Source organism: Desulfurivibrio alkaliphilus AHT 2 (assembly GCF_000092205.1).
GTDB classification, from domain to species: Bacteria; Desulfobacterota; Desulfobulbia; order Desulfobulbales; family Desulfurivibrionaceae; genus Desulfurivibrio; species Desulfurivibrio alkaliphilus.
Map to the genome: position 1 here is coordinate 1,437,473 of NC_014216.1, position 14,450 is coordinate 1,451,922.

Annotated in this window: 12 protein-coding genes; 5 read left to right on the forward strand and 7 right to left on the reverse strand. The window is 63.1% G+C overall.

From position 1 onward, the window contains the following. The first annotated feature begins 139 nt into the window (after positions 1-139). Positions 140-1,726 (forward strand): ATP-dependent RNA helicase RhlB, encoded by a 1,587-nt coding sequence (rhlB, locus tag DAAHT2_RS06220; RefSeq protein ID WP_013163447.1) that lies wholly within the window; start codon positions 140-142, stop codon positions 1,724-1,726. Between the two features lie 168 nt (positions 1,727-1,894). Here the strand turns inward: rhlB and DAAHT2_RS06225 are convergent, their stop codons facing one another. After that, on the reverse strand, positions 1,895-2,389 hold the full coding sequence (locus DAAHT2_RS06225) for a hydrogenase maturation protease (protein ID WP_041718849.1): 495 nt from the start codon (positions 2,387-2,389) through the stop codon (positions 1,895-1,897). Positions 2,390-2,451: 62 nt separating this feature from the next. Then, on the reverse strand, positions 2,452-3,096 hold the full coding sequence (locus DAAHT2_RS06230) for a phosphoesterase (RefSeq protein WP_013163449.1): 645 nt from the start codon (positions 3,094-3,096) through the stop codon (positions 2,452-2,454). A 149-nt stretch (positions 3,097-3,245) separates the two neighbouring features. Between DAAHT2_RS06230 and DAAHT2_RS06235 the strand changes: the two genes are divergently transcribed. The 3 genes from DAAHT2_RS06235 to DAAHT2_RS06245 are packed head-to-tail and all read left to right on the forward strand — an operon-like array spanning position 3,246 to position 8,636. Further along, positions 3,246-4,475, forward strand: coding sequence for an exonuclease SbcCD subunit D C-terminal domain-containing protein (locus tag DAAHT2_RS06235; protein WP_013163450.1), 1,230 nt, complete (start codon positions 3,246-3,248; stop codon positions 4,473-4,475). Positions 4,476-4,488: 13 nt separating this feature from the next. Continuing rightward, on the forward strand, positions 4,489-7,752 hold the full coding sequence (locus tag DAAHT2_RS06240) for an AAA family ATPase (RefSeq protein ID WP_013163451.1): 3,264 nt from the start codon (positions 4,489-4,491) through the stop codon (positions 7,750-7,752). A 14-nt stretch (positions 7,753-7,766) separates the two neighbouring features. After that, on the forward strand, positions 7,767-8,636 hold the full coding sequence (locus tag DAAHT2_RS06245) for a deoxyribonuclease IV (protein ID WP_013163452.1): 870 nt from the start codon (positions 7,767-7,769) through the stop codon (positions 8,634-8,636). 149 nt (positions 8,637-8,785) lie between these two features. On the opposite strand, the gene DAAHT2_RS06250 is transcribed toward DAAHT2_RS06245, so the two are convergent. From DAAHT2_RS06250 to DAAHT2_RS06270, 5 genes are read right to left on the reverse strand one after another with little or no spacing between them, the layout of a single operon-like run. Further along, positions 8,786-9,625, reverse strand: coding sequence for a sugar phosphate isomerase/epimerase family protein (locus DAAHT2_RS06250; RefSeq protein ID WP_013163453.1), 840 nt, complete (start codon positions 9,623-9,625; stop codon positions 8,786-8,788). Beyond that, positions 9,622-11,052, reverse strand: coding sequence for a hypothetical protein (locus DAAHT2_RS06255; protein ID WP_013163454.1), 1,431 nt, complete (start codon positions 11,050-11,052; stop codon positions 9,622-9,624). The genes DAAHT2_RS06250 and DAAHT2_RS06255 overlap by 4 nt, the downstream gene beginning before the upstream one ends. Positions 11,053-11,059: 7 nt before the next feature. Continuing rightward, positions 11,060-11,614, reverse strand: a complete 555-nt coding sequence (locus DAAHT2_RS06260) for an HPF/RaiA family ribosome-associated protein (protein ID WP_013163455.1) — start codon at positions 11,612-11,614, stop codon at positions 11,060-11,062. 24 nt (positions 11,615-11,638) lie between these two features. Next, a complete protein-coding gene (locus DAAHT2_RS06265) occupies positions 11,639-11,905 on the reverse strand; it encodes a hypothetical protein (protein ID WP_013163456.1) in 267 nt (88 codons plus the stop codon). A 20-nt stretch (positions 11,906-11,925) separates the two neighbouring features. Then, positions 11,926-13,236, reverse strand: coding sequence for a ferredoxin reductase family protein (locus DAAHT2_RS06270; protein ID WP_013163457.1), 1,311 nt, complete (start codon positions 13,234-13,236; stop codon positions 11,926-11,928). A gap of 183 nt (positions 13,237-13,419) precedes the next feature. Here DAAHT2_RS06270 and amrS point away from each other — a divergent pair, with 183 nt between their 5' ends. Further along, positions 13,420-14,433, forward strand: coding sequence for an AmmeMemoRadiSam system radical SAM enzyme (gene amrS, locus DAAHT2_RS06275; RefSeq protein WP_013163458.1), 1,014 nt, complete (start codon positions 13,420-13,422; stop codon positions 14,431-14,433). Positions 14,434-14,450: the final 17 nt, after the last annotated feature.

Consider the following 14,450-nt stretch of genomic DNA (forward strand, 5'->3'; position numbering starts at 1 on the left):
TTTACCGAAAATCGTCTAAAGTGGCGGCCCGGAGGCAGCGACATGCCCCGCCTGCCCCAACAATGCAATCGTCGCCGGTTACGAAATTTTTACGCCCAACAAGGCTGCCAACTTTAAGGAAGTTATACAAGAGGTTATTTTGATCAGCAAACTCATTCAGCGCATCCGGCGCCGCCTGCGCACCGGCAGCGACGCCACCGCCCAAACCGACCACAAGCCAGCGGACGACACCCTGCAAACAGCAGATTTCGGCGCAATAGCAACAGGTGCCGCCACTTCCGGCGAAACCGACGAAAGCCGGCCCCAAAAACGCCGGCGGCGGCGCAAGCGCAAACCCAAAGCAGACCAGCCGGCCACCGCCGACCAGGCGGCAACCACCCCGGAGGCCGCCAACTGGAGCCTGGAGGATTTTCAAGTACCGCCGGCGGAAGGCAAGACCCGCTTCCACGATCTTGATCTGCCTCAGGAGTTGATGCGGGCCATTCACGCTTCAGGTTTTCAGTATTGCACCCCCATACAGGCGGAGATTTTGCCCCCCACCCTGGCGGGCCACGATGCTTTCGGCAAAGCCCAGACCGGCACCGGCAAAAGCGCGGCCTTTTTGATCAGTATCATCACCCGCCTGCTGCGGGAGCCGGACACCGTGCCGCGCCAACTGGCACTCCCCAAGGCCCTGATCCTGGCCCCCACCCGGGAGTTGGCCATCCAGATTCACCGGGACGCCGAAGAGCTTACCCAATACTCCGAGCTCAACTGCGTGGCGGTGTTCGGCGGCACCGATTACGAAAAACAGCGCAAAATGTTCGAGCAGGCCCCGGTGGACCTGCTGATTGCCACCCCCGGCCGGCTGCTGGATTTCGCGCGCCAGAAGGTGGTCTCGCTGAAAGAGGTACGGGTACTGGTCATCGACGAGGCCGACCGGCTGCTGGACATGGGTTTTATCCCCGATGTACGCCGGATTATCCAGCAGACTCCCGAGAAGAGCCAGCGCCAGACCCTGTTCTTCTCCGCCACCCTTAACTCCCAAATCGCCAACCTCTCGGCCCAGTGGACCAAAGACCCGGTCACGGTGGAGATCGAACCGGAACAGGTGGCCTCGGACCGGGTTGAACAGCGGGTTTATATGGTTACCGCCAAGGAAAAGATGACCGTGCTTTACAACCTGATCACCGGCAAGCAACTGGAGCGGGTGATTGTCTTCTGCAACCGCCGGGACGTTACCCGACGGGTGCGGGAACGGCTCTACCGCCACGGCATCTCCTGCGCCATGCTCTCCGGCGAGGTAAGCCAGCAGCAGCGGATGAAAACCTTGGACAACTTCAAGGAAGGCAAAATCCGGGTGCTGGTGGCCACCGACGTGGCCGGACGAGGGCTGCACATCGAGGGCATCAGCCACGTGATCAACTACAACCTGCCCGAGGACGCCGAGGATTACGTGCACCGTATCGGCCGCACCGGCCGGGCCGGGGCCAGCGGGATTTCGGTGAGTTTCGCCGACGAAGAGGAATCCTTCTACCTGCCGGCCATCGAGGAGTACATGGGGCGCAAACTCGATTGCGTCTACCCCGAAGACGAGTTGCTTATCCCCCTGCCCCCGCCGGTACAAAAAGCACCGCCGGTGGACAAAAATTTAAGCGGCAACCAAGGCGGCCGCTCCGGCAAACCCGGGCGCAAAAGCGGCCCTCCCCGCCGCAGCAGCAACAGCGGCCGCCCACGGCGCTCGTAAGTAATCGTTCAGCAGCACCGCATCTTCGGGCGATCAGCCAGGCTTACGTACAGGGGGTACGCTGCGCCTGGCTGCTTGCCCGAACCTGCGGCACTGCTGAACGATTACAGCCCGTTAAACCGACAGGTTAGTACCTCTGGTGAACGGTTACGCTCGTAAACCACCCCTTTACACCCCCAACTCCGCCAGCAACGCCGTCACCACCTGGGGGACCGCCGCCGCCACCGGCGGGCTTAAGGCCTCGCTGAACCCCGCCGTCTCGGCTGCTTCCACCCCCCACACCCGCAAGTATTGCGGCACCGGCAATCCCAACCGCTCGGCCTGCACCATGGCGGCCGCAGGAGAGCCGCCATGACCCGAGCCAATGACCAGGGGGCCGGGTGGAAAGGACTCGACCAGTTGTCGCGGGCTGAAAACCTTGATGGTCCCCGGCGGCCAGCGGCCGCTGTGCATGGCGTCCACCAGCAGCACCCGCCGGTAAGCGGCAAAGATCTCCAGCAGCGGCAAGCCGCCGGTCAGCAGATCCGGCGGCGGCACCGGCAACGCGCCACCCCGCCTGGCGACATCCAAGCGCCGAGCCAGGGAGGCGACCACCTGCGGCCCCACTCCATCATCTCCCCGCAGTGTACTGCCCAGGCCCACCACCGCAGTGGCTTCATCCAAGGGAGCATCACCCCGTAAGCGGTCACCGGGCACCAGATGCGTCGGTTTAACACCTGTTGCGGTCATCCAGCGCCCTGCCGGCGCTGGCGGACAACCAGGGAGACGGCGTGCAGGGCCCATTTTTCAAAACGCTCTTCCTGCTCGTAAATCTCCGCCGCCGACCACCAGCCCTCGGGGTGAATATCCTCCCCCTGGGCCCTGATGCCCAACGCGGTCCGGGTCTGCTCATCGGTCATTTGCCCCAGGTGTACGGCCCCCAGATGAACCCGGCCCACCGGCGAGTCGTCGTCGTTGATCCAGCCCACGAAACGGCAGCTTACCCCGTCGCTGTTGACCAGCTCTTCCCGGCGTTCCCGCAACAGGGCCTGCCGGTACGCCGCCGCCGTCAGCAACCCGCCGGCATCGGCATCTTCCCGGTTGATATGGCCACCGACCCCCACCGAAAGCCGACCGGCCAAGCGCCCCTCGCCCACCCCACCGCCGCGCCGGTACACAAAGAAGCGCTGCTGGAAGGAGAAAAGCTGGTAGGGAATCAGTTGCTTGAAAGACGGGTCTTCCTCGCAGATGCCACGGGCAATGAAACGCTGGGGCAACTCCAGCAGCCGCTCCGGCTCCGGGCCGGCAAAACCGCCCTGGGGCAACTCACCGCCAAAAAGCTGCTCCAGCTCGCGGCGCGGCAAACAAAAAACCTCTTCCGCCATCTTCATAATCGTAAATCTCCTTGGGCTGTCGGCAAGGGAACACCTTTCCGGGCTGCCGGGGATTATCTTGCCGGCTTCAACATAATCGCCCAAGGCCCGCCGGGTCAACTTTTCCTCTCCCGGCCGGCGGCAAGCTGTGCTATTTTGACCAGACCATGAAAATTCTGCATACCTCAGACTGGCACCTTGGCCGCACCCTGTACGGTCGCCGGCGCTACCCGGAGTTCAGTGCCATGCTGGACTGGCTGGCGGAGGTCATTGAACAGCAAGGGGTGGAGACCGTGCTGGTGGCCGGCGACATCTTCGACACCACCGCCCCCGGCAACCGGGCCCAGGAGCTTTATTACCGCTTTCTCTGCCGGGTGGCCGCTTCGTCTTGCCGCCATGTGGTGGTGATCGCCGGCAACCACGATTCCCCCACCTTTTTAAACGCCCCCAGGGAGTTATTGCGGGCCCTGGATGTCCACGTGGTGGGCGCTGCCACCGATCCGGCCAACGAGGTGCTGCTGCTGCACGACCGGCAAGGGCAGCCGGAACTGCTGGTGGCTGCGGTGCCCTACCTGCGGGACCGCGATGTGCGCCTGGCCGAAGCCGGCGAAAGCCTGGCGGATAAAGAACGCAAACTGCTTGCCGGTGTCCGGCAACATTACGCGCAAGTGGCGGCCGCCGCCGAGCAAAAGCTGCAGGAACTGGTTCGACCGATACCCGCCGTGGCCATGGGCCACCTCTTCACCGCCGGTGGGCAAACGGTGGAAGGCGACGGGGTGCGGGAGCTCTATGTCGGCTCTTTGGCCCATCTGCCCGCCGGTGACCTGCCCGGCAATTTTGATTACCTGGCCCTGGGCCATCTCCATGTTCCCCAGCGGGTCGACGGGGCGGACAACCGCCGCTACAGCGGCTCACCGCTGCCCATGGGATTTGGCGAAGCAGGCCGGGAGAAAAGTGTTTGCCTGGTGGAGTTGCAGGCCGGGCAAGCGGCGGCCGTAACCACCCTGCCGGTGCCGGTGTTCCAACCTTTAGAGCGAGTACAGGGCAACTGGGAAAGCATTGCTGCAAAGCTGGGGGAACTGGCCGCCGCCGACCAGGATTGCTGGCTGGAGATCGTATACCAGGGCGAAGAGGTAATTCCCGAGTTGCGGAAGCGCCTGGAAGAAAAAATCGCCGGCAGTCGGCTGGAGATTCTGCGGATCACCAACCAGCGGCTCAGCCGCCACATCCTGGAACAGACCAACCCCAGCGAAACCCTGGACGACCTGGACATCTACCAGGTGTTCCAGCGCTGCCTGGAAACCCACAAAGTTCCCCCGGAGCAGCAAGCCACCCTGCTTCAGGCCTACCGGGAAACGGTCACCGCACTGCAGGAAGAAGACCGCCGGGCGGAATGAGCAAAGGGAAAACATGCAAATCCGGCAACTGCGCTTAAAAAACCTCAACTCCCTGGTGGGGGAATGGGAGATCGACCTGACCCACCCCGACTATGCCAGCAGTGGCATCTTCGCCATCACCGGACCCACCGGGGCCGGCAAGAGCACCATTTTAGACGCCCTGTGCCTGGCGTTGTACGGAACCACCCCACGGCTGGGCAAAATCACCCAGGCCGACAACGAGATCATGAGCCGGCAGACCGGCGAGTGTTTTGCCGAGGCGACCTTTGTCACCGCCGCCGGCCGATACCGTTGCCACTGGAGCCAGCACCGGGCCCGGCGCAAGCCCGACGGCAAATTGCAGGCCCCCAAACATGAACTCGCCGAGGCCGACAGCGGCCGGATTATGGAAAGCAAGCAGCGGGGGGTGGCTGAACAGATCGAAACCGTCACCGGTATGGATTTCGACCGCTTCACCCGCTCCATGCTGCTGGCCCAGGGCGGTTTTGCCGCCTTTCTGCAAGCGGACCCCGACCAGCGGGCGCCGATTTTAGAGCAGATCACCGGCACCGGCATCTACAGCCTGATCTCGATCAAGGTCCACCAGCGACGGGGGGCCGAACAGCGGCAACTGGAAAATCTGGAGCGCCAACTGACCGGCATCCGACTGCTGCCCCAGGAAGAAGAAGAGCAGTTGCAAAAAGAGTTAACCGCCGGGCAGGAGCGGGAGAAGGAGCTGGCCGAACAAATCGGGGTCGGCAACCGGGCCATCGGCTGGCTGGACAACCTGGCCCGCCTGGCGCAGGAGCTGGCCCAAAACTCCCGCCGGCAGGAGGAGCTACAACAGCGCCGGCAGGCCTTTGCCCCCCAATTCACCAAACTGCAACGTGCCAACCAGGCCCTGGAACTGGCCGGCGCTCATGCCGCGCTTGCCGCCCTGCGCCAGGCTCAGCAAGCCGACCGGGACAACCGGGAAAGTTGCCGCCGGGCCCTGCCCGCCCTGGAAGCCGGCTGCCACCAGGCGCAAAATGAACTGGAGCAGGCGGAACAACAACGACAGGAGCGAAAAAACAACCTGCAAGCCGCCCAGCCCCTGCTGCGCCAGGCGCGGGAACTTGACCTGCAACTGCGGGAGCTGGCCAAACCGCTAAAAACCACCACTGAAGCCATCGAAGAGTTGCAGCGTCGACTGTGCGAGTTGGCAGAGGACCAAAAAAGCACCGAGCTTAAGCAACAAACAGCCAATACCAAGCTGCAAGAAGTTGACCGGGAACTGACGGACACGGCGGCGGACCAGCAGCTGGTGGAACACCTGGCCGCCATCGAGGAACGATTCAGCGATTTTGCCGAACTCAGCCGCCGGCGGCAGGAACACCGACAGCGACTGGACGAAGCCCAAAAGCGGCAGCAGGCGGCGGAGCAGACCTGGCAGCGCCAGCAGCAGCAGGTACAGAAAAACCGCCGGGACTTGCAGCAAGCGGAACAAGAGCTGGCAAGCAAGGGCGAAAAACTGCAACAACTGCTGGCCGGCAAGGAGTTGACCGCCTGGCGCCGGGAGCTGCTGACCCTTAAAGAGGCCGCCGTGCGGCGGGAAAGGTTCCTGGAGTCTACCCATTCGATGGAGCAGGCCCGAGGGCAGTTACGGCCCCAGGAACCCTGCCCCCTTTGCGGCTCCCGCAGCCATCCCTTTGCCAACGGCGAAATCCCGGACCCGGACCCGCAAGCCACCGCCGCCTGCGAGCGGGTTACCAAACTGGTAGACACCGCCGAAGAACTGGAAAAAGCGCTGCAACGGCAGCGCGAGGCCATGGCCGGCTGCAAGGATGCACTGAACCGGCGGGAACGGGAAAGCCAGAGCGCCCGGTACCAGCTGGATAACGCCCAACAGACGGTAACGCGGCTGCTGGAGGAGTTGCGAGACCTGGAAACCAGTTTGCAGCAGCAACGCGATCGGTTGCTGGCCCGCATCGCCCCGTACGGAATCAAGGAGTTGACCCCCACCACCTGGGAGCAGGCCCGGCGACGACTGACCGAGCGCCGCGACCGCTGGCAGACCCGGCAGCAGGAAAAAAATGATCTCACCCAGCAGCTTGCCGGTCTGAAGCTGCGCGGCGAACACCTGGCGGAACAGCACCGGCAGGTACTGGCCGAACGGCACAAACAGCAGGAGCATGAGCAACAACTGCAGCAGCAACGTCGGCAGTTGAGCCAAAAGCGGCAGCAACTGCTGGGGGAACAGGACCCGGAGCGGGAAGAACAGCGCCTGCAACACGCCCTGGAAGCCGCCGAAAAACAGGTTGAGCTGGCCCGCCAGGCACTGGCAACCGCCCGGCAGGAGCAGGAAAAAGTGCAAACCAGAAGCCGGGAGCTGGCACAAGCCATCGACCAGCGGGCTAAATTATTGGCCCAGTCGGAGGCGGAGTTCAAAAAACGCCTGGCCGCCGCCGACTTTGCCGATGAAGCCGAATATCTCGCCGCCAACCTGCCGGAAGATCAACGCCGCCGATTGCAACGCCAGGCCCAGCAGTTGGCCGACGAGGAAGCCGCGCTCTCGGCCGGCCACCAGGAGAAAAGCCGCCAATTACAAGAACTGCAGGCACAGCAAATCACCACCGCCGACAAGGAAGAACTGCAGGCGCAACTGGCCACCCTGGAAGAGCAGCGCCGGACAGTGCAGGAGCAGATCGGGGCGCTTAAACAAAAGCTGGAGGACAACCGGCAACTGAGACGGCAACAGGAGCAACAGGTCCAATTGCTGGAGGCCCAGCGGCAGGAATGCGCCCGCTGGGAACTGCTCCATGAGCTGATCGGCTCCGCCGACGGCAAAAAATTCCGCAACTTCGCTCAGGGGCTGACCTTTGAAGTGATGGTTGGCCAGGCCAACCACCAGCTAAAAAAAATGACCGACCGCTACCTGCTGCTGCGCGACCCCGCCCGCCCTCTGGAACTCAACGTGGTGGACAACTACCAGGCCGGTGAGATCCGCCCCACCAGGAATCTCTCGGGCGGCGAGTCCTTCCTGGTCAGCCTGGCCCTGGCCCTGGGGCTTTCCCGCATGGCCAGCCGCAACGTGCAGGTGGACTCCTTGTTTTTAGACGAGGGATTCGGTACCTTGGATGACGAGGCCCTGGACAGTGCGCTGGAAACTTTGGCCGGCCTGCAGCAGGACGGCAAGCTGATCGGCATCATCTCGCATGTGCCGGCCTTAAAAGAACGGATCGCCACCCGCATCCGGGTAGTGCCGCAAACCGGCGGCCGCAGCAGTTTAAGCGGCCCAGGGATCACCCATCAACCTTAAAAAGGAGAACCCCAATGCCCCTGCTGGGAGCGCACATGTCGGTGGCTGGCGGCCTGCACCACGCCTTTGAGCATATCCACAAGGTTGCGGGTGAATCTTTGCAGATTTTCACCCGCAACCAGCGCCAGTGGCGCGCTGCTCCCGTCGGCCCGGAGGAAGCGGCGGCCTTCCGGGAAGCCTGGCAGGCGGCTAAAACCGCCACCGGGGAAAAGATGCCGGTGGCGGCTCACAATTCTTACCTCATCAACCTGGCGGGCAACAAACCGGAGACCGAACAGCGCTCCGTTCAAGCCCTCTCCGAAGAACTGATTCGCTGCCAGGCCCTGCAAATCCCCTGGCTGATCATGCACCCCGGCTCCCACCTGGGCCAAGGAGTCGAGGCGGGAATAAAACGCTGCAGCCGCAACCTGGACACCGTTCTGGAGCAGGCCGGGGGCGACAACCGGGTCATGATCCTGCTTGAAAACACCGCCGGCCAGGGTACCAACCTGGGCCACCGCTTTGAGGAACTGGCAGCCATCATCGCGGCCTCCAAGCACCCGGAACGCTTCGGCATCTGCTTCGACACCTGCCACGCCTTCGCCGCCGGCTACGACCTGCGCACCGCCGAGGCCTACGAGCAAACCTTCACCGAGCTGGACCGGCTCATCGGCATAAAGCACCTGCATTTTTTTCACCTCAACGACGCCACCAAGCCTTTGGGCAGCCGGGTGGACCGCCACACCCACATCGGCCAGGGCGAGATCGGCCGGGAAGGCTTCCGCCTGCTGATGAACGACCCCCGGTTTAAAAACCACCCCATGGTTCTGGAAACCGACAAAGGCCCGGACCTGGCCGAGGACATCGAAAACCTCAAGGTACTGCGAGCGCTGATCGGCCAATAATACTGCCCGAAAATGCAGGGGGAACCAATTTCACCAAGCAAGCACCGTAAACGTTCAGCAGTGCCGCAGGTTCGGGCAAGCGGATCGGCGCCGCGTACACCAGTACGCAAGCCGGTCCGATCGCCCGAAGATGCGGTGCTGCTGAACGTTTACAGCAGTTGGCGGGACAGGCGGCGCAGATAGAGCCGGGCCCGGGCGGCCTCCCGGAGCATGGTTTCCGGGTCGATTTTGGCATCACCGTTGAGCTCCAGGATAATCCCGCCGGCAAACCCCATCCTCTGCAGGTGCCCCAACAGAGGCAGCCAGTCGATACCGCCCTGCCCCGGCGGCAGGTGGTCATCGTAGTGGCCATGGTTGTCGCTGGCATGGATCATCTTAAGCGATCCGGCCAGGGTGGTGGCAATATGGAACAGCTCGCCGCTTAATACGGCGTGGCCGGTATCCAGGCAGGTCCCCACCCCGCCCTCCCGCACCGCCCCCAGGCAACGCAGCAGCTCGCTGATATCACCGCAGAAAAGATGGGGGAGCATGTTTTCCAGCACCAATTGCACCTGGCGCAGGCGGCAGCGAGCGGCGATCTCGTTTAAGGCCAGCACCCCGTTTTGCCGGCGTTGCAGGTATTCCCCGGGCTCCGGCTGCAGCTCTTTTTCCGGGCCGGGATGCAGCACCAGGTAACGGGCCCCGAGCAGGGCTGCCGCCTCGACGGCGGCCAGCATTTCGTCGATGCTGCGCCGCCGCTGGGCGGCGGCCGGGCTGGTAATATCCAAACCGGCGGCGAACGGGGCGTGGAAGGAGTAGGCCTCCAGGCTCCAGGCCTCCAGTTGCCGGGCCGCCCGCCGGACCAGGGCCAGATCGTGGTAATCGAGATGGTCCGGATGCGAACAGATTTCCAGCATGCTAAAGCCATGCTCCCGGATCAGGGGCAGACATTCGAAGATACTGGTGCGGTAAAAGCACCCGGTGGACAGTCCCACGCTCCAGTCACTCATTGCTCAATCCTTGCCAGTAAAGTGTTGCGCAGTTCCTCGAGGGCGCACGCCCCGCCGTCGTTGAGGCACAGCCCCTTCTCCCGGGCCGAAACACAGTTGAAGTCCTGCAGGCGATCAAGGCCGGTGGCGATCAGCCCGGCGAAGACGCGGGTGTAGAAGTCGGCCCGGCTGGCGGCGTCGTAAAGGTACCACTTACCGCCCCAGCCATAATCCCGCTCATACTTGGAACGAATCAGGCCGGCGATATGCCGCGGGTGCCAATCCAGGGCCAGCAGCGCGGTCACCACCTGGCGGATGGCAGCCGGCTGCAGGAGCAGATCGTTGGGCCGGCGCAGAATCCGGACCACACAGGGCGGCAAACGGGACATGGGCAACAGGTCGTACCCCCCGGGCCATTGTTCCGGCAGATCGTGGCCGGCGGCGTAAAAAAAACGATGAAAGGCGGCCAAGCGGGAGCGGCGATAAGCCGCCAGCAGTCGGGCGGTGGCTGCCGCCTGGACCGGAATGCCGACCTCGACCTCCTCGGCCAGGGCGGCGGCCCGGCCGGCGTCGCGCATCACCGCCACCATCTGTTCCGAGTCCGACGCCGCCACCGGGATCGCAAACATCAGGGGAATTCGCCCTTCCCCGCCCGGGTGCATGATGCCATACTGGCGCCAGGGTTTGAGGTAAGCGCTGAAGGGCAGGCGAATCATCCGCAGGTTCAGGGGATCGGCGTATTCGCTGATATCCACGGAAACCATCTCCCGCCCACGCTGCTGGGGACCGACCTTCACGGCGGTAAGTTCCACCGGCAAGACACAGGCGGCCGCCGCCCGCTCCTTGATGCAATGAGCCAGATACTCAACGACCAGGGCCAGGCCGGCAAAGGCGCGGCCATGGCCCAAGGCCACCGGCTCCCCGTGCGGGGGCTGGGGACGGCGGTAGAGTTCGGCCAGGTGCGCCGGTAGGGCCACCAGTTCCGTTAACTCACGGAAAACCTCGCTGTCTGCCGGCACCTGCCAGACATAATGATGCCCCCGGCCGCTGAGCAGGTGCAGAGGCTCAAGCCCGAAGCCCGCCAGCAGCTCACTCAGCGCCACCACCAGCGGCTGCTGCAGGGCAAAGGTCCGCTGGGGATCAAGATAGGGCTCGGCGGGAAAATCGAAGTTGACGTATTCCAGGTCCAGGTGCACCAGCAAAAACCGCCGGTCCCACAAGGAGCGCCCCACATCCAGGCCCTGCTCGAGAAATAAGTCCAATTCGCGAGGCCGGCGGGGAGAAAAATCGTAAGGGTTGCCCAGGTCGCAACGACTCAGATACATGGCGGTAACGTTTGCCGGTTGGTCACCGCCAAGAAACTCCAGCATCCGCCGCCGTACCGCCGGCCGGCGGTAATAGTCGGCGACCTCAAACATCACCGCCCGTGTGCCGTCAGCCCCAAACATCGGCGGTCTACCCTTTTCCCGCCGGGTGCACACTGCTGGCCTGTAACCCCTTATCTCCCATCTCCTCGCTGAAGCGAACCTCGCTGCCCACTTCCAAGGAGTCGAAACCGCCGCCCAGCACGCTGTTGCGGTGAAAGTAGATCAGCTCGCCGTCCGGGGTTTCGATGCGGCCGCAATCCAGATCTGGATCGAGGCTGACCACCCGACCCCGGGGTGGACCTTCGCCGGCCTTGACCTCGCCGCGTTCGATGCGGCCGCATTCTTCCAGGCGGCGGGCGGCGGCGTCAAAGGCGTCCCGCAGCGCAACATAGACATCCTCGTGGGCGTGGTCTTTGGGGTGATGCCGGGTGATCGCCAACTCCTTGCCGGGCACCTTGATATCGAGCCGCACCTGAAAAAGATTGCCCTGGCGGTGCTGGCCATGGGCCGCCTCCACCACCACCCGGCAACTCATGATGTGATCGTGGTAGCGCTCCAGCTTTTGGGCTTTCTCACGTATTTTGGCCTCCAGGGCAGGCGAGGAGTCCATCCGGCGAAACGTGATTTCCAGCGGTAATTTCATCGTACACCTCCCGGTTAATGGGGTTTACTCCGGCCCCTGGTGACACCTGATACAACTGTGATCACTCCAGCCGGTGTGCCTGGGGGGATAGGGCCAGTCACTTTGCGGCCCGTGACAGTCAAAACAGTTTTCCATGCCGGCCAGCGGGTGCGGCAGCTCCACGGCCACCCGCTGCGCCGCCTTGCGGTGTTCCAGCAGCTCGGGGGATTGCTTGAGGGCGAAGGCGGCACTGACCACCAGGAGCAGCACGCCGACCACGACCGCCAACTGGGTGGAATAATACTCACGCACGAGCTAACCTCCTTGGGGCACTAAACAAAGTTGAAACTCTCGGAATGAATCTTCTCCGGCAGCAGCCCCAGCCTGGCCACCACCTGCTGCATGGCTTTTTGCATCGGCACCGGCCCGCAGATAAAATACTCCAGCTGCATGCGGTTTTCCGGCAGGTAACGGGCCATCAGTTCAGCGCTGAGCCGCCCCCGCTCGCCGGTCCAATCCGGCGGCGGATCGCCCAAGGTGTGCACCACCTTGAGGTTGAGCCGCTTTTCTAACTCTTCCAGCTCTTCCCGGAAGGTGATGCTCGCCGGGTTTTTGCTGCCGTAAAACAGCACCACCGGCCGCCGGTCGTGCCGATCCGCCATGGTGCGCAGCATGCTCATGATCGGGGAGATCCCCACCCCGCCGGCGACAAAGCAAAAACCCGGCGCCTCTCGCTCATCGAGCACAAAGGAACCGTAAGGGCCGTCCAGGTAAGCCCGGGTGCCGGGCGCCACCCGGCCGATGCCGGCGGTAAAGTCGCCCAGTTCCTTGATGGTCATCTCCACCGCGCCCGATTGCATGGCGCTGGAGGAAAAGGAAAAGGGGTGCTCCCGGATGGCAAAGGGCAATTTTTCCAGGGTCAGCCAGGCAAACTGGCCGGCCTTGAAGGCCATCCCGGCGTGGCCCTCGGGCCGAAGGCGCAGGGTCCAGGATTGGCCATGCTCCGGCCGCACCTCTTCGACCACATAGGGCCGGTACCAAGAGACAAAGGATTTACAGAGTCGCACATAGACCAGGGCCAGGCCCCAGGCGGCCACCATCACCAGCCACACCCCCTGCTTGACGGGGCTTTCGGTGTAGTAGCCCACCCCCACCACATGGGCGACACTCAGCACCACCGCGGCCAGGGAAAGATAGCCGTGGAGCAAACGCCAGAGTTCATAGTGCAACCCCAGCCCCTGGCGAAAAAGTGAGCTGAGGATGACCACCACGAAGGCCAGCAGGCCGATCACCCCCACCACCATCCACCACGGCGCGGTGGCCGGCTGCAGCAGGTGCAGCAGTTCGGGGCTGGCCGCCAGCAGCACCACGGCATGGAGCAGGATGAAGGCAAAGGCGACCAGGGAGATATTGCGGTGAAAATGGTAGACCACGTCAATCCCGTAGGGGGCGGTCAGGATCTTGAAGCGGCCGGTGATAAAAAACTGCAAGCCCATCATCGACAGCCCGGCAAAACCGATGGCCACCGAAAATTCCCGCCAGAACCCCCGCCCCGGCGGCGGGTCCACCAGCATGGCCAGCAGAGGGGCCACGGCCACGATGAAATAGAGTCCGATCCAGAAAGTGCTTCTCAGATAACGCATATTTCCGCCACCTTGATTGCTGCCCGTTTTAATCCAATACCGATGCGTTGAATCCAGTATGCGCTATTTTTCCGGCGACGTCCAGCCTGCCCGCAACACTCTGCCGGTGATGTTTGACAACCATCCTGCCCTTGTGCTGTAATGGGTTGATCCCAAAAAACTGTCATAAGGGGAGATGGGGCCATGCGGGAAGCGATGTTTTACCAACTGGAAAAGGAAGGCATCCTGAACTGCCACTTGTGCAACCATAACTGCCGGATCAAGGATGGGCGGCGGGGGTTGTGCGGGGTGCGGGAAAACCGGGGCGGCAAGCTCTACAGCCTGGTTTACGGGCGGCTGGTGGCGGAGAATTTCGACCCCATTGAAAAAAAGCCGCTCTTTCATTTTTTGCCGGGCAGCCGCTCCTACTCCATCTCCACCGTGGGCTGCAATTTTCGCTGCCGGCATTGTCAGAATTACGAGATCTCGCAGTACCCCCACCGGCACCATGGGGAGATCGCCGGACAAGAGCGAACAGCGGCCGAGGTGGTGGAGGCGGCGGCGGCCAGCGGCTGCCAAAGCGTCAGCTACACCTACGTGGAGCCCACCATCTTTTATGAATTTGCCTACGATTGCGCCGTGTTGGCCAATCAACGGGGAATAAAAAACGTCTTTGTCAGCAACGGTTACATGGGGCAAGAGGTTGGCCGCCACCTGGCCGGGGTGCTGGATGGGATCAACATCGACCTCAAGTCCTTCGACGACCGGTTTTACCGCCAGGTCTGCCAGGCCCGGCTGCAGCCGGTGCTGGACAACATCCGCCGGCTGCATGAACTGGGGGTGTGGGTGGAGGTGACCACCCTGCTTATTCCAGGCCTCAACGACAGTGATGAAGAACTGCGGGATATCGCCAACTTTATCAAGGAAACCGACCCCGGCATCCCCTGGCACGTCACCGCCTTCTACCCCACCCACGAGATGCTGGACCGGCCGCCCACACCGGCGGCCACCCTGCGCCGGGCCCGGGAAATCGGCCTGAAAAACGGCCTGCGCTTTGTCTATGAAGGCAACATCCCCGGTAGCGGCGGCGAAAACACCTATTGCCCGGCCTGCCAAAAACTGCTCATCGAACGGCACGGCTTCAGCATCCGCGCCAATCACCTGGCCGCCGGCACCTGCCCCGCCTGCGGGGAAAAGATCTCCGGCGTATGGTCATGACCTTCCACCAGGGTGCC